Here is a 25,002-nt window from a genome sequence, read left to right on the forward strand (position 1 = left end):
TATGTTTAGTCATACGTATCAGGATGGGAAGCTCTCTGTTTTTTTCAATCAGATGAAAATCCTTGAACATACATCTGAGCATCCTGTTCTGATGCTCCAAAGAAACCAAGCAACGATTGACATGTACCGTGGCAACTACTTCATTGAAGAGAACGTAGAGGAAACGCTGGGTCTTCGGTTGTGCACCATCAACGAAGCTTATGTTGAAGGCAGGGGAGTGTGTATCCTCCACTTTTCCAGTGAGATGTATCACATTACCTGTGAGCTCAGCGAACAGGATGGTCGCCTGATAATCCGTTTTTCCCCGCTTCCCCAACCGTATAATCGACTGGTACTGCATATATGGGCAGAGGAGAAGGAACACATCTGGGGTTGTGGGGAGCAGTTCTCTTATTTTGATCTCCGTGGGCGAAACTATCCATTATGGACCCAAGAGCAGGGGGTTGGGAGAAACAAGCATACATTGATCACCCAGCTTGCTGATAAAAATGATCGGGCAGGAGGAGATTACCATACCACGTTCTATCCCCAAGCAACCTTTGTTTCAAGCAGGGGCTATTTTCTCCACGCAAACACAGACGGGTATGCTGACTTTGATTTTTCCCATGAACACTATCACCGTTTGTTTTTCTGGGAGGTCCCTTCTTCCTTGGTACTTTCGGTGAAGCCATCCCTGCTGGAGGTTGTCCAAGATATTTCTTCCTTGTTGGGTCGGCAACCTCTGCTCCCAAATTGGGTCTATGACGGAATCATCTTGGGTGTTCAAGGTGGAACGAAGGTCCTTTTGGATAAGCTTGCATTGATGGAAGCAGTCGGTACCCCCGTGATTGGTATCTGGATTCAGGATTGGCAGGGAGAGAAATACACGAGTTTCGGCAAGCGACTTCGGTGGAACTGGCAGTGGGACAAGCAGCTTTATCCTGAACTTGATCATGTGATTGAAATGCTGAAGCAACGCGGAATAGGTATTTTGGGATACATCAATCCCTACGTGCTCAAGGACTACTCGCTATTTGAGGAAGCTGCAGGAAAAGGATACCTTGGAAAAGACAGCCAAGGAAAACCTTACCTGGTTGATTTCGGTGAGTTTGATGCAGGCGTGGTGGACTTTACAAATCCTGAAGCGGTTCGGTGGTATAAGAAGGTCATACAGCGTGAGTTGATCGATCTGGGATTGCGCGGTTGGATGGCTGACTTTGGGGAGTATCTTCCCCATGATATTACCCTCTATAATGGACGGTCGGCACTTCTGGAACATAACCCTTGGCCTGGCTACTGGGCACAGGTTAATAAGCAGGCAATTGTCGAATCCGGGAAAGGTGACGAACTTCTCTTCTTCATGCGCTCTGGTTCTGCACAAAGCTTGGCATCCTGTCCTATGATGTGGGCCGGTGACCAGAATGTTGACTGGAGTGAGGATGATGGACTTCCCTCTGCCCTGTGTGCAGCGCTTTCCCTCGCCATGAGTGGGGCGGGATTGCACCATAGTGACATTGGTGGCTATACGACGCTCTATGGGATGAAACGGAGCAAGGAATTACTGCTCAGATGGTGTGAGTTTGCTGTCTTTACCCCCATGATGCGCACGCATGAGGGTAATCGTCCCCAGGAGAACTGGCAGTTTGACTCTGATGAGGAAACCCGTCGTTTCTTTGCTGCAATGACCAATCTTCACGTACAGTTGAAACCCTACCTCCAGGAGGCAGTAAGGGAGAATGCTGAACAAGGCATCCCCGTGATGCGACCCTTGTTCCTGTACTACCCAAAGGATCCTTTTTTCACCATCAAGGATTCCTATCTTCTCGGCCGGGACTTGTTGGTAGCACCGGTAATGGAAGAGGGAGTGACTAGTAGGAATCTTACACTTCCTCCCGAGCGATGGGTACATCTCTTTACCAATGAGAGTTTCCAAGGAGGAAGTTGTCGTGTAAATGCCCCCCTGGGAATGCCTCCTGTCTTCTTCCGTGAAGACAGTGCCTTTGCTTCTCTATTCCGTTCGATCAATACAGGAACGGAACCGCTTCCTTGAGCGTGGATTTTGGAACGAAGATCTCTATCAGATTGAGCGTTTGGCTCTTTACCAGATATAGAACAGAATTTAGGGTACTTGTAGCAATTGCGTACCACCCGGTTGCCTTCTGTGGTTGATTCACTGCATTGGTGGGGTCTGCATTGAAGGCTTCTCGATCTGCTTTGCTGACTTGAAAGGTATTGAAATCCCATGAGTTGGTATCGTATTCCCGTTCAAGCTCTGCTTCCTGAGGGTCTGGCAAACGGTGGAAGAAATCTATACCGGTAATTGTTTCAATCTCATCGACACTGGTGGCAAAATCCTCAAGGTCCTTTTTCGATCCCTCATTGGGGAGCAGGAACCCTATGGACTTGAGCTCTGGTTCCCGGTAGTCCAGGATAACCTTGTAGTACTGGTTTGGTATCGAGACTTCATTATCGCCGATGGTGTCATACGGGCCATCGGTCAAGACCGGTCCAGTAACGACATAAATGCTCCCTTCTGTATCGGCGAAGTTTCGTACCGTTGCCTCCAGTTTGCTCCAGATGCCCCTGTTGAACTGTCCTTCTTGTGGACTTATATTGCTTAAGTAGAACGAGCCACTCATTGCTTCCTCCGACCAAGAGAGGTCGGCCGCAGGAATTAGGTGCCCTCTATCGTATCCACTTCGCCGGTAATCATCCAAAGTTGCAGATTCACTGGGAATTGAAGGATCACTCCTGAAATCATCTCCACGTTCATATAATCCGTATAGCTCGCTACGGGTAAGCTCGTAGGCTACCCAACGCGCTTGTTCATGCTTCTCATCATAGAGGAGGGTGTATCCTGGGTGGGTAACTACGATATCAGTTGCTGCATATTTGGGCAGTTCCAGGTCAGGTATTCCTGGAGTTGGGGTCTGTACATATTCTTGTTCACTAGGTGCCAGTATCAGGGTCAATACCCACAATACCACCAGTACCAAGAGGAGAATTAAGATTCTTTTTCCTCGTTTCTTTGCCTTGTTTGTACGCCTTCCCATCATAGCCTCCACCCAAACTGCATATCACAACAAGGAGAAGGGGTTAGTTCTTTCTCCTTGTCTCTAGCGTTGTAACCATTATAATGCTTGCAGGTTACGAACGAATGTAGGTAATGGTTCCTTGTTTTGGTATTCTTGGTGAAGGATAAGCGCCTTTGGGATATCCTACGGCCAGGGTCCCTGTGACCTTGTATCCTTCCGGAACGCCGAAGGATGAGAGCTGTACACCGAGCTTAGGATCATGGTTGATCCTGTTGCACCAGACTGAACCCAGACCCAATGCATGGGCTGCCTGCATCATGTTGGTCATTGCACATGCGGTGTCCTCTTTCTCATATGCATTCCCTATTTCAATGGAAACAAGGATCAGGGTAGGTGCATGGTAGAAGAACGAATCAGCTGTCCCATCCACCTTCTCTTCGAGCTTTCTCAAAGTCTCTGGATCTTGGATTGCCGTAAAGTGCCAAGGTTCTTGATTCATTCCATTGGGGGCAAGGGTGGCTGCCTGGAGAATGAGGTCCAAGTCTTCGTCTCTAATCTGTTCCTCCGTGAAACTTCTCACACTTCTGCGTGTGAGAATATGGGTAATGATTGTGTTCATAGAATACCTCCAATTAGCCATGATACCTCTTCCCAGAATACCTTCCAATAGGGTATGGTATGGCATCCATGAAATACCTGATACAGCTTGCACTAATTTTTGGACTCTGTTTGGTGGGAGATGTCATCTCCTTGGTGCTTCCCTTTACACTTCCCTCGAGTGTGATCAGCATGCTCCTGATTCTCGTTTTGCTCTTCAGCGGATTGCTCAAGGAGCATTCGATTGCAGAGAGTGCAGACTTCATGCTCAAGAACATGACCTTCTTTTTCATTCCCCCGGTCGTGGGAATTCTTCGGTATTCCTCATTGGTCCAGAGTATCTGGTGGCAGTTGCTTGTGGTGAACCTAATCTCATTGTTTGCTTGTTTTGCAGCGAGCAGCTGGACGGTGGTTCTGGTGCAGTTTGTGCAGAAAAAGATTGGAGAAAAGCAACATGCTTGAGATTGTCAACTCTCCACTCTTTGGGATATCCCTCTCGGTCTTTGCCTTCCAAGCTGGACTCTTCATCAATAAGAAGCTGAAAAATCCCTTGGCGAACCCCTTGGTGATTGCCATGTTGCTCATCATTGCTGTCTTGCTTCTTTTCGACATCCCCCTGGATGCCTATGAAGAAGGGTCCTCAGTCATCTATATGTTCATTACCCCGGTTACCGCTGTTCTCGCCCTGTCTATTTATCGGCAGAGGGATGTGCTGAGGCAGGCATTTTTCCCCGTGGTACTGGGGACCTTGGCAGGAGCTTTGGCCGCCCTTTCCTCCGTCGTGGTGACGTGCAACCTCCTTGGATTGGATAGGACGATTCTGGCCAGTTTGCTCTCCAAATCGGTGACCACCCCCATCGCCATCGCCTTGACCGAACAGTTTGGAGGGCTTCCAGCCCTGACCATCGCATCCACCCTCATCAGTGGAGTTGCAGGAAATTTGCTTGCCCCGGTGCTGGCAAAGCTTTTTGGAATCAAGGACGCAGTCGCACATGGGGTCGGCATCGGTGCCTGCTCCCACGCACTGGGTACCAGTAAGGCCTTGGAAATAGGCGGAGTGCAAGGGGCAATGAGCAGTATTTCTCTCTCCTTCTCAGCCCTTTGGACGGTGTTGCTTGCTCCGCTGTTTTTCTGATTTAATGATACGTGCCATAGGAACAAAACCCTCCCCAAGCGCTTGATAGGTCTCATGTACAAACATGAATGCTTTGGGATCTTCTTCATGTACGATCTGGGTCAGGTGGTTGATCTGTTGGTTGTGAACCACGGCCAACAGGAGTTTTCGCTCTTTCTGCGTAAAGACACCAACACCATCGATCAGCGTACCTCCATGCTTCAGTTCCGCAATGATACGCTTTCCGATGGCCTCATGTTGTTCACTGACAATGTAGGCAGTTTTCGCATACTTAGTGCCAAGGTTCATCACCATGAAATTCACCATTTGTCCAGAGATGTAAAGTGTAATAATGGCAAAGAGCGCACGCTCCAACCCAAAGGCCAGTGCACCCGCAATGATGATAAGCCCATCACAAAGAAAGAGTGATGTGCCCAGGGCAAGCGGTGTAAATCGACTGATGATCTGGGCGAGGATGTCAGTACCTCCGGTATTCGCCCCTGAGCGCATTACGATTCCAATGCCTCCCCCAAGCAGGACTCCTCCAAAGATAGCTGAAAGGAGCGTATCCATTCTGTCTACATAGGGGAGCACGCCGTCATACCTGGTGAGTTGTCCCAAGAGGCTGACCCAAAGACTGAGCAGTATTGTGCCTACCAGACTCTTGACTCCATAGAGACGGCCGAATATTCTCAGCCCGATGAAGAACAGAGGAAGGCTGATTATAAGCATGACAAGTCCGGTGTCAAATCCTGTTACATGGTAGAGAATGGTAGCAACGCCATTGACCCCTCCACTTACAATCTTTGCAGGAGTGATGAACAGGGCGATTGCGGAGCCAGCTACCGCTGTTCCCAAGACAAGATAGAGCGCCTCGATGACGAGGCGCTTAGTATGTGGGTGCTGCATGTTAGCATCCATCCTATTTGACGTACTTGAGTAAGGTTTTTCGAACTGCTCCCTTTCCTGCTATCAACTCAGCAAAGTAGGAGAGCACCAAGTCAGCCATACCAATCCCCAGCAGGTTGACACCCCAAATGGATTCATCCTTGAGCAGTCCTTTCAATTCAGGGAACGGACCCTTCATGCCTATAGTGATATCCTTGAGATATGCTTGTGCCTCCTCGAGGCGTGGGTCGGGGCTTGGGGTGAATAGGTTGAGTTCATCATCCAGGCCCATTAGATACCGGAGCCATCCAGCAAATACCAAGGGAATGAGTTTCAAGTCCGATACTTTCAGCTGATCACTGGCAAGGTACGACTTGATGGTCTCCCCGAACCTGATAGCAAGTTTCTGACTGGTATCAGTTGCAATTCTCTGGGGAGTGTCTGGCATGAATGGGTTGGGAAACCTGACGGTGAGGACTTCATCAATAAAGGCCTTCGGGTCAAGTATTTTGGGGTCGGTTACCACAGGCATTCCTTCTTCATATCCGATAATCTCCACCATCCGCTTCAACTGTGGGTCCTGCATCTCTTCACTGATAAGTGAATGGGAAAGCAGGCAGCCATAGATGGCAAGCGTTGTATGCAGTGGATTCAAACAGGTGGTGACCTTCATCCTCTCAACCTTGTTTACGGTATCCCTATCAGTAAAATACACTCCAGCTTTTTCAAGCTGTGGCCTGCCTGCAGGGAAATCATCCTCAATGACCAGGTACTGAGATTCTTCCGCATTCACAAATGCAGCGGTATAGGTGTTTTTATCGGTAATGACCATTGATGTGTCCTCAAACCCATCGGCCTTGAGCATTGCTGCGACCTTGGCATCAGGACGCGGGGTGATCTTGTCGATCATGGACCAGGGGAACGAGACATCCTTCCGGAGGTAGGAGACAAATCCCTTCTTCACAAGTCCATTTTCTTCCCATGCCTCTGCGATGGTCATGACAGCATTCTGGAGTTTCTCCCCGTTGTGCGAGCAGTTGTCCATGCTGACCAAGGCAAGCTTTCCACCACCAGACAAATAGCGTTCATACATCAGTGCCGTGAGCCTCGGAAGGAACATGATATTCTGTGCAGGTCCAGCCTGCAGGTCCTTTTCGATGGCAGGGTGGAACGATCCATCACCGCGCTTGAGTGCATACCCTTTCTCTGTGATGGTAAAGCTTGCCATCTGCAGGGAAGGGGAGCGGAACGTCTTCTTGAAAAACTCCCACTCACTAGAGAACTGCTGGTCACATTTGTAGGCAGCAGCCACTGAGGCTATGACTTCCTTGCCTATGGTTCCGTCGCTCTTGAGGGTTACCATCAAGGTCAGGTTGTCGTGTTTTTCGTAGACTTCGTCGATGATCTGGTAGTCAAAGCCTTCTCCAACGATAATACCTGTTTCACCAAGGCCTTCACTAAGAAGCCTTTGCTGGAGTGCAGCTGGGAAAATACGAAAGATGTTTCCTGCACCAAAGTGTACCCAGGTAGGGTGTTCTTTGGTCTTTTGTATCATTGAAGTGCGGTCGAAGGACGGTAATACGTACCCCTTCTCTTCCCATTCGCTTCGATTCTGCAGTCCTGTATTGGTGAGTTTCATGATGACCTCCAGGTTTGTTTATGTTGAAACTGAAGTGGGGAATAGGTCATTTCCTGTTTGAAATAATCAGGGTAGCGACCAACCATCAATTCAGTTTCCTGTAGTAGTTTTGAAAGGTGCTTGTCCTCAAGATTTAGGATGGCGTCAAGCTGTTTGTGTTTGAGTGCATTCAGCATCAAACGATGTTGCTCAATGATATCTGTAAGCACATTTTTCTGATAAAAGGAGAGAAGACGGATTCGGTGATGGTTTCCGCCTTGGGCGAGAATGATGTCCCAGATGCGTTGCATTCCGATAGCTTGGAAGATTATTGCGTGGAAGGTGTTGTCAGCTTCAAGGAACTTGATAAAATCATCGGTTATTGCATTCGCTACCTGTTCCTCAATTGCAGCTTCCATTGCCTTGAAATGATCCTCACGTGCCTGATAGATGAATTTCTTGACTGCATGATCTTCCAGGCTTTTACGTAAAAATCGTTCCTCCTCAACCTGCTTTAGATTGATGAGGGATACTCGTGTCCCTTTTTGCGGAAAAATATCTACCAAGTTGTCAGCACTCAGCCTCATCAAGGCATCTCTGACAGGAGAGCGACTCACCTGCAACTGCAGTGAGAGCTGTTGCAGGTTCAACTCCTCTCCCGGCTTGAAGCGTAGGGAGAGGATCTCATTGCGGAGGGTTTGATAGATTTCTTCAGATGCTGTAACACGGACTATTTGTGTCATATTAGTTCCTTTGATCACTTTTCTGAATAGCTTCGTAGAGCCCAAGGATGTAGGATGCACCGAGTGCGCGGTCATACAAACCATAGCCGGGCATTGCCACCTCTTGCCAGATCATTCTTCCATGGTCTGGTCGAGCTGGCCCTTCAAAGCCGATATCATAGAGTGCCTTAACGATTTCGTACAGGTCAAAGGATCCATCGCTTGAGAGGTGCGCTGCTTCTTCAAACACTCCCTCTCCAAAGTGGTGTAGGTTTCGAATATGGGCAAAATGAATTCTTCCAGGTAGTGAGCGAATGATGCCGGGAAGGTCATTCTTTGGATTGGTTCCGAGCGATCCTGCGCAGAAGGTAAGTCCATTGAAAGGTGCATCAACAGCCTTCATGACCTTCAGAATTTTTTCCTTGCTGGTGATAATGCGTGGCAGTCCAAACACAGGCCAAGCTGGATCGTCCGGGTGGATTGCCATCTTGATTCCGTAGGTCTCGCAGGTTGGCTGGATGGCTTTGAGGAAGTAGACGAGGTTGTCAAAGAGTTTCTCTTCAGAGACATCTTTGTATGCATCAAGAAGTTCCTTGATCTTGGCAAGGCGTTCTGGTTCCCAACCAGGCATCTCAAAACCCTGGGCGTTGCTGTTGGTCTGGTCAAAGAATGTCTGTGGATCAATCCCATCCACTACCTTCTGGTCGTAGGCTAGTACGGTGGAGCCATCACTTCTCATCTTGGCAAGGTCGGTCCTGGTCCAGTCAAAGACCGGCATGAAGTTGTAGCAGACAGTGGTAATGCCCTCTTTGCCGAGGTTCTCAAGGGTCTTGATGTAGTTTGCGATGTATTGCTCGCGGTCTGGACCACCAATCTTTATGGCGTCATGGATGTTGACGCTCTCTATGCCGAGTACTTTCAAGTCAGAGGCTTCAACCTCTTGCTTGAGTTCCCGGATTCTCTCAATTGGCCATACTTCCCCAGCGGGAATATCATATAGGGTGGTGATGACCCCTTCTACGCCTGCAATCTGGCGGATTTGTTGTAAGGTAACGGTATCGTGCTTTGAGCCGAACCAGCGAAGTGACATATGCATCATGAGTAGTGCCTCCAAATGTGTTATACTAATAGTCTAACATACTAATATATTAGAAGCAATACCCTCTAGTTCCTTCCCTGCTTTTCCTCTACTGGAATTGCCTCCTGTCGCCCATCACCAGCATCGAAGCGGTTCGATCCAAGAACAAGGTACATTCTTTTTTTGTCCTGAGTGCAGCACAAGGGGAGTAGACCCCTATCTGGTCATAGAGGCACATGGCCACCGCACGTGCTTTTCTTTGGTCGGGAACAGAGCAGATGAGGTGTTTGGCCTTCAAGATCTGTCTTACTGACATGGTGATGGCTTTCAAGGGAACCTCATCAATATGAGAGAACCATCCCTCGCTTACCTGTTGCCTTCTACACCGGTCTTCCAGCTCTACCACAATGTATGGGTCGTCCGTCTCAAAATTTGCTGGAGGATCATTGAACCCGATGTGGCCATTCTCACCAATTCCTAGGAATGATACATCCACTTTCTTTCTTTTGATGAGAGCATTCAAGCGCTTGACCTCTTCTTCTAGGTTTTCTGCATCGCCGTTGATCTGATAAAATGCTCCAAGGTTAGTCACCTTTTGGACAAAGCGATTATGTAAATAATAGCGGAAACTGGAGGTGTGTGTGTCCGGGAGGTCCACATACTCAGCCAAGCCGAATGCTTCCACCTTGCTCCAGTCAATATCTGCTTTTGCAAGATGTTCGTAGAGGGAGAATTGACTCAACCCAGTAGCGACGGCAATAACAGCATGGCCTTTTTTCTCAATTGCGTCTTTGATAATACTGATACCAAGCTTTGCTGCTTGGTAGCCCATGTCATGTTTGTCTTCGCAAATGGTCACACGCATCTATCGTAGTACTCCTTCGGTTTTAGTCTAGCAAAAGTGTGATAAAGGGTATAGGGGCTTAGAGAAAGGCTTCTTCCGAGCTCGGATGGGTTGAATTCCAGCTCTTTGTATCCACGATAAGCTGTTTGGTGACTTCCTTTGCTCCATAGGGAGCGAAGAGTTTCTCCATCCCCAGGAATCCCGAGGCCAGGGTGACGACAACTTTTTGGTAGTGGAAACGAGCCATTTGACGGCTGAAAGAGTCAAACAGAAGCCTGAAGAGCCCAAGCCCACGGTATTCAGTTTTTACACCAAACAGTGGTACCTCTACGAGATAATCGGCAAGCATGGTATATGAGAGGAATGCTGCCAGACTTCCGTCCTGTGCCCTTGCCAGGTAGAAATGATCCAGTTCATCGAGTTCAAGATGGCGCATCAGAACTACGCTGGCTATGCGGTCTTCTTCGCTCCCCGATTCAAGTTCCGTTACCAATGACTGGACCATTTCCATGATCTCTTCGGTCACAGGACCTTCGAGGGTTTCAAAGGTGAAGTCTTCCAAGAGGATGTCTTCTGTGAGTTCTGTCTCTTCATCACTCAGCGCAAGTAATTGGGTAATGTTTTCTTGTTCCCGATACCAGGAAACAACAACACGTTTGAGTTGCTCATCGCGGAAACTGAACCATTTTCGCTCCAATATTGGGGTCTCTGATAGGGTATCCTTGAACTTTCTAAAGACACCTCTCCCACTCTGCAGTGCCGCAAGTAGGCGTGACCGGTATAGGGGATTCCTCACTCTATTTGCAAACATCTCCATGAGATGGAAACCATCCGATGGTTCCCAGTCAGGAATGGGGATGAAGCGACGATCACGCTCTTCCTCATCAGTTTCATCGAGATATTCTAACTCATCCTCCCGGACAAGGACCTCATCCTTGAGGTCAAGAAAATAAAAATTGGCTTGGTCTTCCATCGCAAAGATGATGGAATCGAGGAGATCTCTGCTCAAAACGGGTAAACGATATGGTACTTGTTCATTTTCCATAGGCCTATGATACCCCGCTCGGAGGGGGTCGACAAGTGCGTTTGCCTTGACATTAGCGGTAAAAGATACGAATATTAGTACAGTTATTCCAATACAGTATTTAGGAGAATATTCATGAGCATTATTGAATTTATCGAAGCCAGGGAAATCCTTGACTCACGTGGTAATCCCACCGTTGAAGTAGATGTCATTCTCGAGGATGGTTCCATGGGCCGTGCAGCAGTTCCTTCTGGTGCTTCCACTGGAGTCCACGAGGCTGTTGAGCTACGTGATGGGGACAAGAATCGCTATCTAGGCAAGGGTGTTTTGAAGGCTGTAGACAATGTCAACAGCATCATCGCTTCCGAGCTCGAAGGTATGGATTCTCTTGACCAGATTGCTATCGACCGCGCTATGATTGCTCTTGATGGTACTCCAAATAAGGCAAAGCTTGGTGCCAATGCAATACTTGGTGTTTCCATGGCTGTTGCCCGTGCCGCTGCTGACTATCTTGGTCTGCCGCTGTACAAGTATCTTGGTGCTTACCATGCTTGCACGCTTCCCGTTCCGATGGCAAATATCCTCAACGGCGGTGCACACAGTGATAACAAGGTAGATTTCCAGGAGTTCATGGTAATGCCGATCGGTGCTGCTTCCTTCCGTGAGGGGCTACGCATGACCGCAGAAGTATTCCACAACTTGAAGGCAGTCTTGAAGAAACGCAAATACAACACTTCTGTTGGTGATGAGGGCGGTTTCGCTCCTGACTTGCAGTCCAATGAAGAGGCTCTTGAGGTCATCATGGAAGCTATCAAGGCTGCTGGTTACACCACCGGTCGTGATGGAGACTTTATGCTTGCTCTTGACCCGGCCAGCAGTGAGCTGTACGACGAGAAGACCAAGACTTATACCCTCAGATGGTCCACCGGTGACAAGCTCACCAGTGCACAGATGGTTGACCTCTGGGAAGACTGGGCAAACCGCTACCCGATTATCTCAATCGAAGACGGCATGGCCGAGGACGACTGGGAAGGTTGGAAGCTACTTACCGATCGCATAGGCGACCGTGTACAGCTTGTTGGTGATGATTTGTTCGTAACCAATGTTGAGAGATTGAAGATGGGTCTTGAAAAGGGCGTTGCTAACTCCATCTTGATCAAGGTGAACCAGATTGGTACTCTCACTGAGACCTTCGAGGCTATTGACCTTGCAAAGCGCAACGGCTACACCTCCATCGTTTCCCACCGCTCTGGAGAGACTGAAGACAACTTCATTGCTGACCTCGTAGTTGCTCTTGAGACTGGACAGATCAAGACTGGTAGCATGAGCCGCTCCGACCGTCTTGCTAAGTACAACCAGCTCCTGCGCATCGAGGACTACCTCGGTGATACTGCTGAGTATGCTGGACGGGATGCTTTCCACGTACTGTAAGACGCCTATTAGTTTCTACTATTTCGGGCCATCGCAATGCGGTGGCTCGTTTTGAGTTTGCAGAAAGAAGTCATTCCCCAACGGAGCGAGAGGAAAGGAACCATCATGGTGGTTCCTCTCGGGAGCGAGTGCAGGGAAAGCAAGGTGAGATACCCCGTCCCTTGGGGCGGAAAAGGAGGCAACGCCTCCTGAGTTCAGGGCTTGCCCTGAGGTATTGATACCTTTCATTTAGCATTTTGGAGATTGGTGTTGGGCTATGATCTCTTTCCTTGCCACGAGGAACACCATGCATAGTCCCAAAAGAAGTTGCAAGAGATCCATGGGGGTCCCAATTGGCTTGGTGGTGGTGAAAATCGGTAGGCTGGGAAGAGAAGAGCCTTGGTAGTTACAGATAATGGCAACAAAGAGATTGTTGGCTGCATGGATTGCAAGAGCCGGTTCGAAGCCTCCTACGGTTATACTGAGCGCAGTAACCAAGGCCCCGAAAAGTACGTAAAACACCAAGACGAGAGCAGGTTTCTCCGCACTTCCAAGTTCCCTGTTTGAGAGATGGGGAGCCGTGAACAGGATTGCTGAAAGCACACAGGCAATGGTGTTTCGTAGTGTTCCTCTTCTCAGTCTTCCCCCTTGAACCACTCGAATGGGAAATACCCTGAATACCACTTCCTCACTGCTGGTCTGGATGGGAGTGAGGATTAGGACAAGGGGAAGCAGCATGAGATACTCAGTCAAGGATGCGTCACTGGTGGAATATGCTTCTGGTTCAAATATGAGTCCAAGTAGTAAAAAAATAATCGCCACCAGAAGATATGCCCCCATGCTCTTGAAGAAGAGGGGAAGACGGAAGGTGTTGTGGTCGGTAATCAGTGAGCGGGGACTGCTGGTGAGCAAGAGTTTCCAAGAGACAACAATACCCAAAGCCATGGCAAGGAAGGGAGCATTTGCCTGTAGGTAGGGAATATTGAAACGAGCAAACAAAGTTACGGCATAGGGACCCAGTATCAACCAAAAGAGCAGGCTGAGGACCATTGCAAGAGCCATGCTGAAGGCGGTGCTGCCTGCCTCTGTATCCTTCTGCATCAAGTTTCTTCTCAGTTTTTCCATGACGTACGCTCATCGTACACACAAACATGATATACTGCAACGTATGAGTCTACCACAAACGAAACGTTCCTATGTGCATCAGGCTTTTAACCAGGGATTGATTTGTGTATTCCCCACCGAGGTTGCAGCTCGATCATACCTGGTAGATTATGCGCTCCATGGGAAACATCACGCTATCTTGGCAGAGAGGGCAATCTCCTATGATACCTTTCGTGGCTATTTCCTGCCTCATCGGGAAACCATGGCCCCTGCCAACAGCCTTACCCGTCAGCTCTTCATCCATCAGTTGCTTGAGGCTGGAAGTTTGCTACGTTTCTTTCTCAATCCAGCCTATCCAGAAATGAACAACCGGATGAAAGGATACTTGGCTAAACTGTTGCCATCCCTCCAGGAAGCATGCGAGGCAGAAGTGCTTAGCAATCTCGATGCTCCCATGCGACAGGACCTCCTGGTGCTCTACCAACACTATCTACAGTTCCTTGATGAACATCAGCTGTTCGAGCCAAGATACGAAAAACCAAGCATTCCTGATGACTGGGACAGGAGTCCATCTTATTGCGTCCTTTTCTCTGATACCAACCCAGAGGCTGCAAGCCTGTACGACCAACTGGGTAGGCCTTCCTTCATGGAACTGAGACCAACTCCTGGGGAGGACCCCTCGGTTTCCTTGGAGGTATTTCCCAACCATCTTGTGGAGATCAAGCAAACCCTTAAGCGGGTGAGAGAGCTGTTGGACTCGGGGGTGGAAACCCACCAGATTGTCATCGGGAGTACCGCCGAGGAAACCTTGATGGATGTACTGCGTGAGGAAGCCCTGCTCTATGGAATCCCCTTGACGATCAGGGAAGGAAAGTCTGTACTCGCGTACAGTAGCGGACGGTTTCTCAATCTGATCCAAGAGGTCCATGATGAGCAGTTCAGCCTGGAAAGCTTGAAATCACTCTTGCTTGACCCTGGTATTCCCTGGGCTGAGGGAGAAAAGCACCGTCGGTTCATCAAGCGCGCCGTCAAGCAATCAGTCATGCATGGCTCCCTTTATGGTGAGGACCAATACAGCTCACTGCTGGGAGATAATGAGTTACAGAGATGGTATGAAGGCTTGAAACAGAGCATCATTGCAATTGTTCAGGCTGAGGATATTGAGGACTTGCGACGGAAACTCAATCACTTCCAGGACACCTACTTCATTCCAACGCAGTGGGTAGGCACCCCTGGGGAAGACGTGTATGCGTTCTGTCTTGATGCCATGGGACAGGTCAAGGAAGCAATGGAGAAGACAGGAATCACTGCATACCCAAAAATCTTCTCTTTTTTGCTCTCCTTCCTGGAAAACAAGCGATATGTATTTCAGCAGAAGAGTGAGGGCATTGCTGTCTACCGATGGCCGCAGGTCTCCGTGTTGAATGCGGACTATCTCTTCATCCTTGGCCTTGACCAGGAAGGCGCCCGTTGTGTTGAACGTCCCCTGGAGTTCCTCCCCCAACAGATTGAGAAAGCCTTGCGGAGGGAGGTAGACACGAGTGAAGCACAGTTTCGGGCTGCAACCCTAGGGGAAGGAAAGCGGTACCTCTCCTGCCACATGCGTCGCTATGAGGGGGAGCTGATGGTTCCTTCCTATTTCCTACAGCATGAACGTTTGACCATGTATGAAGGTGAGCAGGATGCCATTACAGATCCTATGGCTGCAGAACTGTTTCTCTACGAGCATGCAGCCCTTCCCCCCGTGAAAGCAACGGCAAGTCAGAGGGATTGGTTCCTTGCAGCCAAGAAAACCGTACTCTCTGAACGTGCTGATGACTATACACGCCATCCCATCAAGGTGGATCTCATAGCAAGGCTCAAGGATGAGCAGGGACGATTCCATTTTTCGCCAACCGGTATCGACCAATTCGATCACTGTCCCTATGCATGGCTTGCGCGGTATCTCTATGGATTGACCACTGAGGAGTATGAAGTACAACCGGTGGACCACCAGAGAATTGGCATGTTCCTCCATACCGTGTACCAACGGTTCTTCTCTGAGATTCGTGACTATGATCCCCAAGCAATGGAAATGTATAAAGAACGATTGTATGCATTGTTCGACGAGTGTTTAGTTTCCTATTTTGGAGAACATGGTCCCTCTCCATCGATGAGAAGCTGGATCATAGCGAGCTATAAGGAGAAGATTATCTCCATTCTCGCTGGAGAAGCAGCATTGTTTGCCCATGGAAGGTCCGTTGCATTTGAGGCCACATATGAAGTAGAGCAATTTCCCCTGCTTCTCAATGGCAGAATTGACCGTGTGGTCAGCCTCAACCCACCAGAGAATACCCAGGTTGCTGTCATTGACTATAAAAAAGGGAATCCGGATGTAAAACGGGTCACAGAGCATCTGGAGTCTTACCAGCTTCCCCTCTACCGATTCCTGTTGACCCATAGTAATGCTGTGTCTGTAGTCAATGCTTCCTATTACAGTATCAAGGACGAAAAATACTACACACTCTGGGATTATGAGGATGATCCCTTTGCAATACTCTGTGATGAGCAATTGCAACAGCGTCTGGATAGTCTACTTGAGGCTGTCCAAGGAGGGCATCTTATGGCTACCCCATCAAAGAAGCATTGTGGTACCTGTCCGTATCGATCCTTGTGCCGAAGGAGGTACGCAACCCCATGATTCGATTTGAAGACTTTCTGAAGCATACAAAAGCACAGCTGGATGATAACCAGAGAAAGGCTGTGAATGTCCTAAACAACTGTGTTGTCTCTGCTGGAGCCGGTTCAGGGAAGACCACTGTTCTCAGTTATCGGTTCCTTCATCTGGTTCTTGAAAGAAAAGCACGTTGCGATGAAATTCTTACCCTCACATTCACTCGAAAGGCAGCGAGGGAGATGCATCAGCGTATTCACCGGCACCTGCTTTCCTGTCGTGAGGACGAAGAGATAGCTCAGCAGCTAGAGACCTTCAGCGAAGTAGCTATCTCCACATTGGACAGCTTTTGTGCGACGGTTGTCAGGAGCGATTCCGTGGCCTATGGAGTACCACAGGATTTTGTAATCGATGATGATAAAAACCTAAGAACCATCGGTCGTGTAGCTACTGAACTCCTGGATCAGTATCCACAGAGTCCGGGTGCGAAGTTGCTCAGTGAGCTGTATACCCCTGACTCCCTCATTGATACGGTACTAGTCCCGCTGGCCAGTTCTTACTATTGCCTTCCCAAAACTGTAGAGGAAGATGGGGCAGAGAGGATTCTTGCAGCGGTAGAGGATGAGTATGAACGCCTTCTTGCACAGTACCGCGAGATGTTGACTCTCTATGCTTCCTTCACTGACAAAGGAAATACGGTGCAAGGGTATAAGAACGATGCACAGATGATGCTTTCCAAGATGGATGCCCTCGAAGGTAAAGCAGCATTGCATTCTCTGTTGTGTTCTAGTTTTGCCCATCGTAGGGCTCCGGGAAACGGAAAAACAGAGGATATCCAAACCATCAAGGAAACGGTAGCGGTATACAGAGAACTTAGGAGCAAACTCTGTATGGCGCTGAGTATTATGCTTGCTCAGGACCAACTGTATGCAGTGATGGATTTCATGCGGGATTTTGTAGACAGATACCAGAAAGAGAAACGCTCAAGTGGAATACTCACCTTTGCTGATGTTTCCAATCTCGCTGTCACGATGCTTACTGAAAACAAAGCATTGCGGGCTTTTTACAAGAAGAAGTTCCGTTACATCATGATTGATGAGTTCCAGGACAATAATGCACAGCAGAAAGCGATGCTTTACCTGCTTGCTGAACGAACGGATAGGGAAGGGGAAGGTATCCCGCTTCCAGAGGATTTGCAGAAGGACAAGCTATTCTTTGTGGGGGATGAGAAGCAATCTATCTACCGCTTCAGGGGAAGTGATGTACGAGTTTTCAAGCAACTGAGTGGAGAATTGGCTTCCATTGGAGGAGAGACCATAACCTTGGGAAGGAACTACCGCAGTGAACCGGACTTGATTGGTCTGTTCAATACGATGTTTGTGAACATCATGCAAAACGAAGGCGAGAGCTTTGAAGCAGACTTCTCCACACTGGATTACCGTAATGCCTCCCCAGGTGTACAAAGCAGTTGTACCGTGTTGATCAAGCCATATCGGGAGGGCGGTGAAGACGAAGAGGAAGAGGATGCCTCCTCCGTTGAGGCAGAGGCATATGCCATTGCCAAACTGGTCAGGCAGATGCTCGAAAGCGATGCGTACCTGATACCTTCAAAAGAGGGGCCAAGAAGGCCTGTGGCAAGTGATATTGCGCTTCTCCTTCGTAGCACCAGCAACCAGTTGAGTTTTGAAAAAGCCTTCAGAAGATTCAATATACCCTATACAGTGCAGGCAGCACGTTCCTTGATGCTGGAAGCTCCAGCGAACGACCTGTATGCCATGCTGCAGCTGACGCTCTATCCAGATGATCGCCAAGCCTATGCCACGGTGCTTCGCTCTCCGTTCTGTAATCTCAGTGATTGGGCAATTACCCATGTGGTTCAGGAACCACTCTTTTCCATACTCCCCTCACTCTCTGAGGACGATGCAGAGCGGTTGGCTGCTTGTGGGGCATTTTACCAACGGTTGCACCAGGCAGTAGGCAGTGAATCACTGAGTACCCTTGCCCTGATGTTGTGGTATGAGAGCGGATATTACCTCTCTTTGGTCTCCAATCCCCAATACCAGGTATATGTCGAGCATTTTGCCTTTTTCCACCGCTTGGCACAAATCCAGGAAGAACAGGGCAAGAGTGTCAGTCAATTTGTCGATTTCCTCCGCCGGAATTTGGTACAAAACGAGAAGATTGATCAACTTGAGGTGATAAAGGAGCAAGAGTCGGGGCTTCAGATTATGTCGATCCATAAGTCCAAAGGGCTGGAATTCCCCATCGTAATCGTGGGGAATACCGGATCGAAGGGCAGAGGAGGAGGGGACTATCTCAGCACCTTCCTCGATATTCCTCTTCCACACTACCTTTCTACCTCCTATCATATTTCAGCTACCAAGCAAGCTCAGATTCGTCATGCAGGGACGCTCTTTGCAGGCAGTGAAGAACAAGACATGGAGATTGCTGAGTTGAAACGGCTTCTCTATGTTGCCATGACCAGGGCGGAGACGCATCTCATACTCAGCGGAGCATTCACAAAGAACAACAGGGGTCTGGATCCTTCCAAGAAAGCTGACACGTTGCTTCAAATGCTGGTTGAGAGTCTGCCTCTGGATAGAGACAATCCTGTGTATGATGAAGGTATCCTGAAGGTACGGCCGATAGAAAACATTCCAGAGCACTATCTCTACAGTGGGGAGAGAGAGGACAGTTCCCAGGTGATCGCAAGGCTGCAGATTGCTGAACGCTGGTATGAACAAGCCACGCCCGCTTATGAAGGACACCCTATCCGGGTCGCCACCACCAAGCTTCATCCGCTTGTTCATGGGGGAGAAGGTGAGGATCTACCACGGTATCCCAGTGATATGATTCTTGATGGGTATGCCGAAGAGCAGGTAACCGGTTTTGGAACCTTCGTACATGGACTCTGTGAACAGATGGTGCTTGGGAAAGAGGTAGAAAAACTCTCTTCTCTTATGCCTGATTCTCTGACAAGAGTCTTGAAAGCGCAAGAGCTAGCTGCACTGCAAGAGGATGCATTAGCGCTCTGTAGAGGGTTTCTGGAGAGCGAATGGTATGAGAAAGAGGTCAAGCCGTACCCTGTGGAGTGTGAAGTAGGCTTCTTCAGTGCCGTTGAGCAGGAAGGGAAGACCCTCGTAGCAGAAGGGGCAATCGATTTGCTGGTTAAGCAGAATGACACCTACCTCGTGATAGATTTCAAGACTGATAGACGAAGGGATGAACTCCTCCACCGTTTTCAGGTAGAGACCTATATGCAAGCAATTGAAAGAATTCACCAATGTCCGGTACGGGGGTGCGTCATCTATTTGCGTGACCCCTCTCTGGTGTTGGTATGGGAAGGAGAAAGCGTATGATGCGGATTCCGTTTGAGACAATGTGTACACAGTTTGAACGGGTGCTTGAGAGCCGGAATATGGAGAAGGAGGAAGCAGCACTCTGTGCTCGCCTGATCGCAGAGACATCCCTTGAGGGGGTGTACACCCATGGGGCAAATCGCTTTGCCACACTGGTCAAAGGTATTGATGAGAAAAGGGTTGATGTCCATGCTCATGCCCAGAGAACTGGCTCGTTCGGGGTTCTTGAGCGCTGGGACGGGAAAAGTGGTGTGGGGAACCTGAATGCATACTCGTGTATGAATCGCGCCATTGAACTGGCAAAAGAACATACCATTGGTTGCGTTGCCTTGAAGCATACCAATCACTGGATGAGACCCGGAACCTATGGATTGATGGCAGCAGAGGAAGGGTGCATCGCGATGCTTTGGACCAATACGACGCCACTGATGAGCCCCTGGGGTGGAGCCGATACCAAGGTAGGAAATAATCCTCTGGTACTGGCCATTCCCAGTAAAAAGGGCCCAATCCTTGTGGATATGGCCATGTCCCTCTTCAGTTATGGCAAGCTGGAGACCTATGTGAGGGAGAAGAAGGAACTTCCAGTCCCCGGTGGGTGGGATGAGAGAGGAGAGCTCACTACCAATGCAGAATCAATCCTGCGGAGCAAGCGCTCCCTTCCCATTGGATTCTGGAAGGGGACCAGCTTGGCCATAGCCCTCGATCTGATTGCAGCAACCCTGTCGGGAGGAAGAACCACCCGTTCCATCGGCTCTCTCCCAGAGGAAGGAGAAGTCTCGCAAGTCTTCTTGGTCTTTGATATTTCCAAGTTCCCCGACCGAGAACAACTCCTGGATGAGATTCAAGCCACACTTGAAGACCTGAAGGAATCAACTCCGCTGGATGCAGAGAAGCCGGTCCGTTATCCAGGACAATTCAGGGAGCAAACAAGAAGAGAGAACCTTGAAAAGGGAATCCCTGTTGATGAGGCCATCTGGAACACCATTCTTGCACTCTGATCAGATATACCCGAACAGGGGACCAAAGAGCAGAACAACAATGAGAAACCAGAGGGCGTAGACGACCATGAATATGCTCTGTATTCGAATGAAGGATCTTCTTCTCAGAAGTGTCACCACCAATGAGCCAAGGTTGGCGAGTAACAATAGGTTCTCTGCGAGGACAGCCAACCGGTTGGGGCTTAGCCCGTACTGAAGAAACCTCCCCCCTATGGCAACAAGGGCGAACAGGTCTATGCCTATGGCAGCCAATGCTCCTGTGATGAGCACCCCTCGGTAGAATGCAGAGGTTTGTTCGCTCTCCAGAAGCCCAGTTGCATAGAGGATCATCATAAGAACCAATGCAAGCAACACGTCAATTATCAACAGAAGATTCCGGTCTTCCGTAATGGGGAGTCTCCCTACAACCAAGGCAGTCAGGAACGTAATCATAACGACCGTGATAACCGGGAGAAAGATGGTAGCCAGGAGACGTGTGAGCACTGCCATCTGGTTTCCTTTGTATTGCAGGAGGTATCGGGCAGACAATGGAAGCAGGGCAAGGATACCGGTAACCACAAACGGGGCAAGACGGTCTTCAACATGTACCCCCACTGCCTCAAAGAGGACGAACGTAAGCATCGTTACCACAAAGACTGCGCAGGCAAGCAGGAATGAGAGCAGAAGCACCTCTCCGGTAAGCCGTATGTGTCTACTCATTCGTTCCTGTAGCGTACCTTTCTGTGTGGGAATGGCAAGACTGACCACCAAAAGCAGTGGAAGATGGATGAGAGCAAGAATTTTAGTCTGTGTTTCTTCGATACCTGTCATGCTGAACTGCAGATTCATCAATAGTGCAAGGATACCAAGAAAGGAGAGATATCCTAGCAAAGCCTTGCGGTCTTTTGCCAAATACAACGTAAGAAACAGGATAACCAGAATAGGAAGATTCAATCCATAGAAAAACATTGTCGGGTCGTCGAATGGATACCCAAGAAACGTAGGTATTTGGGAGATGATGAGTTGGCTGACCAGCAACATGATGAATAGTTTGGGAACTGCCTGTCTATGAGGTTCTTCGACCAAGGAGAATCGAGCCCCCATGCGATACAGAGAGAGCAGGGTAGCTTCATCCCTAGGTAATGTCTCTTCTAGCTCCCGTTGCAATTGCGCTTGTTTTTTGAGCTTCTCAGTACTACTGGGAGATTGTTCTTCCTTCGACAGTACTTGTTCTTTCCACAATGAGAGTATCGATTTCATACAGACCTCCGGAACAGTATACCATCCGTGGGTGGAAAAGGATACAAGAAGTCAAAAACGGGTTGGCTCCAAGGCCAACCCGTAGTCGATACAAGTACTGTTGTTTAATACTTTCCGTACAGTGGACCAAAGGTGGAACATGCGCGATAGTCAGCTCCTTCCTTGTCCATGCCAAGCATTGACCAGGCACTGGGACGGAAAATCTTATCTTCTTCAACATTGTGCATGCATACAGGGATGCGGAGCATTGCACAGAGGGTGATGATATCAGCACCAAAGTGCCCATAGCTCAAAGCCCCGTGGTTTGCTCCCCAGTTTGCCATGACCGAGTACACGTCCTTGAATGGACCTTCCTTGCCATTGGTTCTGGGTACGAACCAGGTGGTAGGCCAGGTCTGGTCGGTACGTTTGTTGATGATGTCAAAGACATTCTCTGGTACTTCGCAGGTCCATCCTTCAGCAAGCTGCAGTACAGGGCCTACACCCTTCACCATGTTAATTCTGACCATGGTCAGAGGCATTCCCCCTTCACTGAGAAAGGTTGAACTATAACCACCACCGCGGAAGTAACCACCGTTGGCGACGCTGAAGCGGGTATGCTCGAGAGTGTTCTGTACATCTTCTTTGGTAATCTCCCAATAGTGCTTCATCTCGCTCTCGCCTTTCTCGTTCTTCATCTGGCCCGCTGCGTCAAGCGTGGTTGCTCCACTGTTGATCAAGTGGATGAAACCTTCCTTGGCCAAGCCTTCTGGCTTCCATCCGGTTACCCGCTCGATTGATGCAGGGCTCCAGTAGGTGCGTACATCACTGAAGATTGCTGCACGGTTGGTGAGCAACTTGCAGAACAGCATGCTGATGCCATTCAGGTGGTCGTTCTCGGTTGCCATGATGTAGGGTTCACGGATACCGTTCCAGTCGAAACTGGTGTTCAGCATGGTCTCCATGAAGTCACCATTCGGCCAGTGATCGGTCCACTGCCTCTGTCCTTGGAATCCTGCACAGATTGCATTGTGGCCAAGGGCCTCTTCCTTGAAGCCCCGTTTCTCAAGGTTCTTGTTCCCTACCATGAGGTCGCGAGCAATCATGGTCATCTTGGTGCAGTACTCCCAATCCTTTGCGAGTTGCTCTTCACTTCTTTGATACTCAGGCGGGTTTGCAACATCCTCAGCCTGGATGCAGTTCTCCTTCACCCACGCAATTGCTTTCTTGTACTCTTCAGGATCATAGATTTCTTCTGCGATACGGCGTTCTATTTCGCACATATCAACTACTTCACTCCGCATTCCCAGGTAGGATTGCAAGAAATCCTGGTCAACGATTGATCCCGCAATTCCCATGGCCATACCACCAATGGAGAGGTAGCTCTTTCCCCTCATGGTTGCAACAGCAAGTCCTGCGCGTGCAAAGCGGAGAATCTTTTCAGCTACATCCTCAGGGATGGAAGTGTCATCGTTGTCTTGTACGTCACGACCATAGATACCAAAGGCGGGAAGTCCTTTCTGGGTGTGGGCTGCAAGGACTGCAGCAAGGTACACAGCACCCGGACGCTCTGTCCCGTTAAAACCCCAGACGCCCTTGACGGTCATAGGATCCATGTCAAATGTCTCGGTTCCATAACACCAGCAGGGAGTGACTGTCAGTGTAACTGCAACGCCTTCCTTGGTAAATTTTTCTGCACAGTCGGCACTCTCTCTGACACGTCCTATGGTGCCATCAGCAATAACACACTCAACCGGCTCCCCGGTTCCATGGAACACGTTCTCACTGATTAGCTTAGCAGCAGCCTTTGCCATGTTCATGGTCTGCTCTTCCAAGGACTCGCGAACGCCTCGCTGTCTGCCATCAATTACCGGTCTGATTCCAATCTTGGGAAGGGAAGAAGCATAGCGCTTCTCAGGCCCTACTGATTGCATTCCATTTGTATTTGCCATAGTATCCCCCTTGGTATATAATTACAAAATGTAATCGTTTACATCATGCATAGTATTGCATAGAGAAGGTACAAATGCAATCCAAAATTTATAGGAGTCAACTATGTTGAAAACAATTCCCTCTATCCTCAGTCCTGATCTGTTGAAGATTCTCATGGAAATGGGCCATGGTGATGAGCTCGTAATCGGGGACGGAAATTTTCCTGCTGCATCCATGAATGACCGGGTAGTCCGCTTGGATGGCCATGGGGCCGATGAGGTATTGAAAGCAATCTTGCAGCTCTTTCCTCTTGATACCTATGCTGAGAATGCATTCCTGATGGATACAGCAGCAGGTGATACTGTGGAGACACCCATTTGGGATGTATATGAGAAAATCTGCAAGGAAGGCGATCCTGCATTCAAAGGGTTCAACCGTCTTGAGCGCTTTGCTTTCTATGAGCGGAGTAAGAAGGCCTATGCAATCGTTGCTACCGGTGAGACAGCGCTGTATGCAAACATCATTCTGAAGAAAGGTGTAGTGGTCTAATCCTCTTTCGGTGTAGTCCACAGCTGTTTGTACTGCCGTGGACTCATCTGCATATGACTCCTGAACTGACGTGCGAAATAATTTGCATCTGAGAATCCGGTTTTCTCACTGATTCTCTCGATGCTCAGGTCGGTGGTCAAGAGCAGGTTTGAGGCATATGCAATACGTCTATGGATGTGGAAATCGACCGGCGACCAGCCGGTTGATAGCTTGAACTGTCGGTTGAGCGTGCTTGCACTCATGTTCGAAATTTCAACCAATTCGTTCAAGGGAATGCTGCGGTCTAGATTTTGCTCCATATAACTGATTACCTTTTCCAGACGTTGGTCATTCTGGAACGCGGAGCCTCTGCGAGCACTGTGGAATCTGCTGACCAGTATGAGGAATTGCAACAATTTTGAGTAGGTCATTGAAGTAGAACCTCTGTTGTAGTCCTGCTGCTCCGACTCTTCCTTGATTGCACTTACCAAGGCGACAATCTCAGCATGTTGGTGTGAGTTGAGTCGTACCAAAGGTACTTCCCCTTCTGTTTGCATGAATGTCTCATGAAACCCTGCAACATCCTTGATCTCGGGGTAGAGGATTGAAAAAGCCTTCTTCCCGATAAGGAGGTTATAGAGGACCAGGTTCTCAATATCCGCATATCCATGGATTGTTCCTGGACGAATACAGAACACCATGCCTTCCTGTAGTTGCCGTTTGTTTTGTTCCGACAGATGGGTTCCCTTTCCTGATACGACCACAACAATTTCATAGAAATCATGATTATGCAACGAGAAAGGAATCTCAGGGTCACGGAGTAATACTTTTACAGGAAGGTTGTTTCCCTTGAAGAACATGGTTTCATGCAGTGTGAAACTTGACATGATAAAATCGTGCT

21 protein-coding genes are annotated in these 25,002 nt (G+C 49.0%); 8 read left to right on the forward strand and 13 right to left on the reverse strand.

The window, feature by feature from the left end; all coding sequences use genetic code 11:
- Window position 1: 1 nt before the first annotated feature.
- On the forward strand, window positions 2–2,029 hold the full coding sequence (locus DYP60_RS01950; RefSeq protein WP_117329191.1) for an alpha-glucosidase: 2,028 nt from the start codon (window positions 2–4) through the stop codon (window positions 2,027–2,029).
- On the opposite strand, the gene DYP60_RS01955 is transcribed toward DYP60_RS01950, so the two are convergent.
- Complete coding sequence (locus tag DYP60_RS01955; protein WP_240622810.1) at window positions 2,001–3,032, reverse strand: DNA/RNA non-specific endonuclease; 1,032 nt, start codon at window positions 3,030–3,032, stop codon at window positions 2,001–2,003. The two genes, DYP60_RS01950 and DYP60_RS01955, sit on opposite strands and share 29 nt — an antisense overlap.
- A 94-nt stretch (window positions 3,033–3,126) precedes the next feature.
- Window positions 3,127–3,633 carry a nitroreductase family protein gene (locus tag DYP60_RS01960; RefSeq protein WP_117329193.1) on the reverse strand — a complete coding sequence of 169 codons (507 nt, stop codon included), beginning with the start codon at window positions 3,631–3,633 and terminating at the stop codon, window positions 3,127–3,129.
- 68 nt (window positions 3,634–3,701) lie between these two features.
- Between DYP60_RS01960 and DYP60_RS01965 the strand changes: the two genes are divergently transcribed.
- Together DYP60_RS01965 and DYP60_RS01970 are read left to right on the forward strand one after the other, a co-directional pair.
- Window positions 3,702–4,073, forward strand: a complete 372-nt coding sequence (locus DYP60_RS01965; protein ID WP_117329400.1) for a CidA/LrgA family protein — start codon at window positions 3,702–3,704, stop codon at window positions 4,071–4,073.
- Window positions 4,066–4,746 (forward strand): LrgB family protein, encoded by a 681-nt coding sequence (locus DYP60_RS01970; RefSeq protein WP_117329194.1) that lies wholly within the window; start codon window positions 4,066–4,068, stop codon window positions 4,744–4,746. The genes DYP60_RS01965 and DYP60_RS01970 overlap by 8 nt, the downstream gene beginning before the upstream one ends.
- Here DYP60_RS01970 and DYP60_RS01975 read toward each other — a convergent pair.
- From DYP60_RS01975 to DYP60_RS02000, 6 genes are all read right to left on the reverse strand, one after another.
- Window positions 4,705–5,634 carry a YitT family protein gene (locus DYP60_RS01975; RefSeq protein WP_117329399.1) on the reverse strand — a complete coding sequence of 310 codons (930 nt, stop codon included), beginning with the start codon at window positions 5,632–5,634 and terminating at the stop codon, window positions 4,705–4,707. The genes DYP60_RS01970 and DYP60_RS01975 overlap by 42 nt on opposite strands.
- 13 nt (window positions 5,635–5,647) lie before the next feature.
- Window positions 5,648–7,252 carry a mannitol dehydrogenase family protein gene (locus DYP60_RS01980; protein ID WP_117329195.1) on the reverse strand — a complete coding sequence of 535 codons (1,605 nt, stop codon included), beginning with the start codon at window positions 7,250–7,252 and terminating at the stop codon, window positions 5,648–5,650.
- Window positions 7,249–7,974, reverse strand: coding sequence for a GntR family transcriptional regulator (locus DYP60_RS01985; protein WP_117329196.1), 726 nt, complete (start codon window positions 7,972–7,974; stop codon window positions 7,249–7,251). Before DYP60_RS01985 ends, DYP60_RS01980 begins: the two co-directional genes overlap by 4 nt.
- Before the next feature lies 1 nt (window position 7,975).
- Window positions 7,976–9,049: a mannonate dehydratase gene (gene uxuA / locus DYP60_RS01990; protein WP_117329401.1), complete on the reverse strand. Its 1,074-nt coding sequence runs from the start codon at window positions 9,047–9,049 to the stop codon at window positions 7,976–7,978.
- A gap of 91 nt (window positions 9,050–9,140) precedes the next feature.
- The gene (locus tag DYP60_RS01995) at window positions 9,141–9,896 is read right to left on the reverse strand and encodes a glucosamine-6-phosphate deaminase (protein ID WP_117329197.1); all 756 of its coding nucleotides are present in this window, start codon (window positions 9,894–9,896) and stop codon (window positions 9,141–9,143) included.
- Between the two features lie 58 nt (window positions 9,897–9,954).
- A complete protein-coding gene (locus tag DYP60_RS02000) occupies window positions 9,955–10,920 on the reverse strand; it encodes a UPF0158 family protein (RefSeq protein ID WP_117329198.1) in 966 nt (321 codons plus the stop codon).
- A gap of 114 nt (window positions 10,921–11,034) precedes the next feature.
- On the opposite strand from DYP60_RS02000, the gene eno reads away from it, so the two are divergent.
- Complete coding sequence (gene eno / locus DYP60_RS02005; RefSeq protein ID WP_117329199.1) at window positions 11,035–12,330, forward strand: phosphopyruvate hydratase; 1,296 nt, start codon at window positions 11,035–11,037, stop codon at window positions 12,328–12,330.
- Window positions 12,331–12,348: 18 nt separating this feature from the next.
- On the opposite strand, the gene DYP60_RS02010 is transcribed toward eno, so the two are convergent.
- Window positions 12,349–12,558, reverse strand: coding sequence for a hypothetical protein (locus tag DYP60_RS02010; protein ID WP_117329200.1), 210 nt, complete (start codon window positions 12,556–12,558; stop codon window positions 12,349–12,351).
- Window positions 12,559–13,434: a CPBP family intramembrane glutamic endopeptidase gene (locus tag DYP60_RS02015; protein ID WP_117329201.1), complete on the reverse strand. Its 876-nt coding sequence runs from the start codon at window positions 13,432–13,434 to the stop codon at window positions 12,559–12,561.
- Window positions 13,435–13,477: 43 nt separating this feature from the next.
- Here DYP60_RS02015 and DYP60_RS02020 point away from each other — a divergent pair, with 43 nt between their 5' ends.
- From DYP60_RS02020 to yiaK, 3 genes are read left to right on the forward strand one after another with little or no spacing between them, the layout of a single operon-like run.
- Window positions 13,478–16,093: a PD-(D/E)XK nuclease family protein gene (locus DYP60_RS02020; protein ID WP_165849466.1), complete on the forward strand. Its 2,616-nt coding sequence runs from the start codon at window positions 13,478–13,480 to the stop codon at window positions 16,091–16,093.
- The gene (locus DYP60_RS02025) at window positions 16,090–19,425 is read left to right on the forward strand and encodes a UvrD-helicase domain-containing protein (protein ID WP_117329203.1); all 3,336 of its coding nucleotides are present in this window, start codon (window positions 16,090–16,092) and stop codon (window positions 19,423–19,425) included. The genes DYP60_RS02020 and DYP60_RS02025 overlap by 4 nt, the downstream gene beginning before the upstream one ends.
- The gene (gene yiaK, locus DYP60_RS02030; RefSeq protein WP_117329204.1) at window positions 19,422–20,423 is read left to right on the forward strand and encodes a 3-dehydro-L-gulonate 2-dehydrogenase; all 1,002 of its coding nucleotides are present in this window, start codon (window positions 19,422–19,424) and stop codon (window positions 20,421–20,423) included. Before DYP60_RS02025 ends, yiaK begins: the two co-directional genes overlap by 4 nt.
- On the opposite strand, the gene DYP60_RS02035 is transcribed toward yiaK, so the two are convergent.
- A complete protein-coding gene (locus DYP60_RS02035) occupies window positions 20,424–21,662 on the reverse strand; it encodes a hypothetical protein (protein WP_117329205.1) in 1,239 nt (412 codons plus the stop codon).
- A 104-nt stretch (window positions 21,663–21,766) separates the two neighbouring features.
- Window positions 21,767–23,593: an L-fucose isomerase gene (locus DYP60_RS02040; RefSeq protein ID WP_117329206.1), complete on the reverse strand. Its 1,827-nt coding sequence runs from the start codon at window positions 23,591–23,593 to the stop codon at window positions 21,767–21,769.
- Window positions 23,594–23,696: 103 nt separating this feature from the next.
- Here DYP60_RS02040 and fucU point away from each other — a divergent pair, with 103 nt between their 5' ends.
- Window positions 23,697–24,122 carry an L-fucose mutarotase gene (fucU, locus tag DYP60_RS02045; RefSeq protein WP_117329207.1) on the forward strand — a complete coding sequence of 142 codons (426 nt, stop codon included), beginning with the start codon at window positions 23,697–23,699 and terminating at the stop codon, window positions 24,120–24,122.
- Here the strand turns inward: fucU and DYP60_RS02050 are convergent.
- Window positions 24,119–24,988 carry a helix-turn-helix domain-containing protein gene (locus tag DYP60_RS02050; RefSeq protein WP_117329208.1) on the reverse strand — a complete coding sequence of 290 codons (870 nt, stop codon included), beginning with the start codon at window positions 24,986–24,988 and terminating at the stop codon, window positions 24,119–24,121. The two genes, fucU and DYP60_RS02050, sit on opposite strands and share 4 nt — an antisense overlap.
- Window positions 24,989–25,002: the final 14 nt, after the last annotated feature.

It is taken from the genome of Sphaerochaeta halotolerans (genome assembly GCF_003429665.1).
Lineage (GTDB): Bacteria > Spirochaetota > Spirochaetia > Sphaerochaetales > Sphaerochaetaceae > Sphaerochaeta > Sphaerochaeta halotolerans.

Bases quoted from the DNA above. Each gene is read 5' to 3' on its own strand.
- DYP60_RS02035 (WP_117329205.1), bottom strand. From the start codon at position 21,662: ATGAAATCGATACTCTCATTGTGGAAAGAACAAGTACTGTCGAAGGAA.
- fucU (WP_117329207.1), top strand. From the start codon at position 23,697: ATGTTGAAAACAATTCCCTCTATCCTCAGTCCTGATCTGTTGAAGATT.
- DYP60_RS01995 (WP_117329197.1), bottom strand. From the start codon at position 9,896: ATGCGTGTGACCATTTGCGAAGACAAACATGACATGGGCTACCAAGCA.
- DYP60_RS02020 (WP_165849466.1), top strand. From the start codon at position 13,478: ATGAGTCTACCACAAACGAAACGTTCCTATGTGCATCAGGCTTTTAAC.
- DYP60_RS02025 (WP_117329203.1), top strand. From the start codon at position 16,090: ATGATTCGATTTGAAGACTTTCTGAAGCATACAAAAGCACAGCTGGAT.
- DYP60_RS02040 (WP_117329206.1), bottom strand. From the start codon at position 23,593: ATGGCAAATACAAATGGAATGCAATCAGTAGGGCCTGAGAAGCGCTAT.
- DYP60_RS01980 (WP_117329195.1), bottom strand. From the start codon at position 7,252: ATGAAACTCACCAATACAGGACTGCAGAATCGAAGCGAATGGGAAGAG.
- DYP60_RS01970 (WP_117329194.1), top strand. From the start codon at position 4,066: ATGCTTGAGATTGTCAACTCTCCACTCTTTGGGATATCCCTCTCGGTC.
- DYP60_RS01965 (WP_117329400.1), top strand. From the start codon at position 3,702: ATGAAATACCTGATACAGCTTGCACTAATTTTTGGACTCTGTTTGGTG.
- eno (WP_117329199.1), top strand. From the start codon at position 11,035: ATGAGCATTATTGAATTTATCGAAGCCAGGGAAATCCTTGACTCACGT.
- DYP60_RS01955 (WP_240622810.1), bottom strand. From the start codon at position 3,032: ATGGGAAGGCGTACAAACAAGGCAAAGAAACGAGGAAAAAGAATCTTA.
- DYP60_RS02050 (WP_117329208.1), bottom strand. From the start codon at position 24,988: ATGTCAAGTTTCACACTGCATGAAACCATGTTCTTCAAGGGAAACAAC.
- DYP60_RS02015 (WP_117329201.1), bottom strand. From the start codon at position 13,434: ATGGAAAAACTGAGAAGAAACTTGATGCAGAAGGATACAGAGGCAGGC.
- DYP60_RS01950 (WP_117329191.1), top strand. From the start codon at position 2: ATGTTTAGTCATACGTATCAGGATGGGAAGCTCTCTGTTTTTTTCAAT.
- uxuA (WP_117329401.1), bottom strand. From the start codon at position 9,049: ATGCATATGTCACTTCGCTGGTTCGGCTCAAAGCACGATACCGTTACC.
- DYP60_RS01985 (WP_117329196.1), bottom strand. From the start codon at position 7,974: ATGACACAAATAGTCCGTGTTACAGCATCTGAAGAAATCTATCAAACC.
- DYP60_RS02010 (WP_117329200.1), bottom strand. From the start codon at position 12,558: ATGAAAGGTATCAATACCTCAGGGCAAGCCCTGAACTCAGGAGGCGTT.
- yiaK (WP_117329204.1), top strand. From the start codon at position 19,422: ATGATGCGGATTCCGTTTGAGACAATGTGTACACAGTTTGAACGGGTG.
- DYP60_RS02000 (WP_117329198.1), bottom strand. From the start codon at position 10,920: ATGGAAAATGAACAAGTACCATATCGTTTACCCGTTTTGAGCAGAGAT.
- DYP60_RS01960 (WP_117329193.1), bottom strand. From the start codon at position 3,633: ATGAACACAATCATTACCCATATTCTCACACGCAGAAGTGTGAGAAGT.
- DYP60_RS01975 (WP_117329399.1), bottom strand. From the start codon at position 5,634: ATGCAGCACCCACATACTAAGCGCCTCGTCATCGAGGCGCTCTATCTT.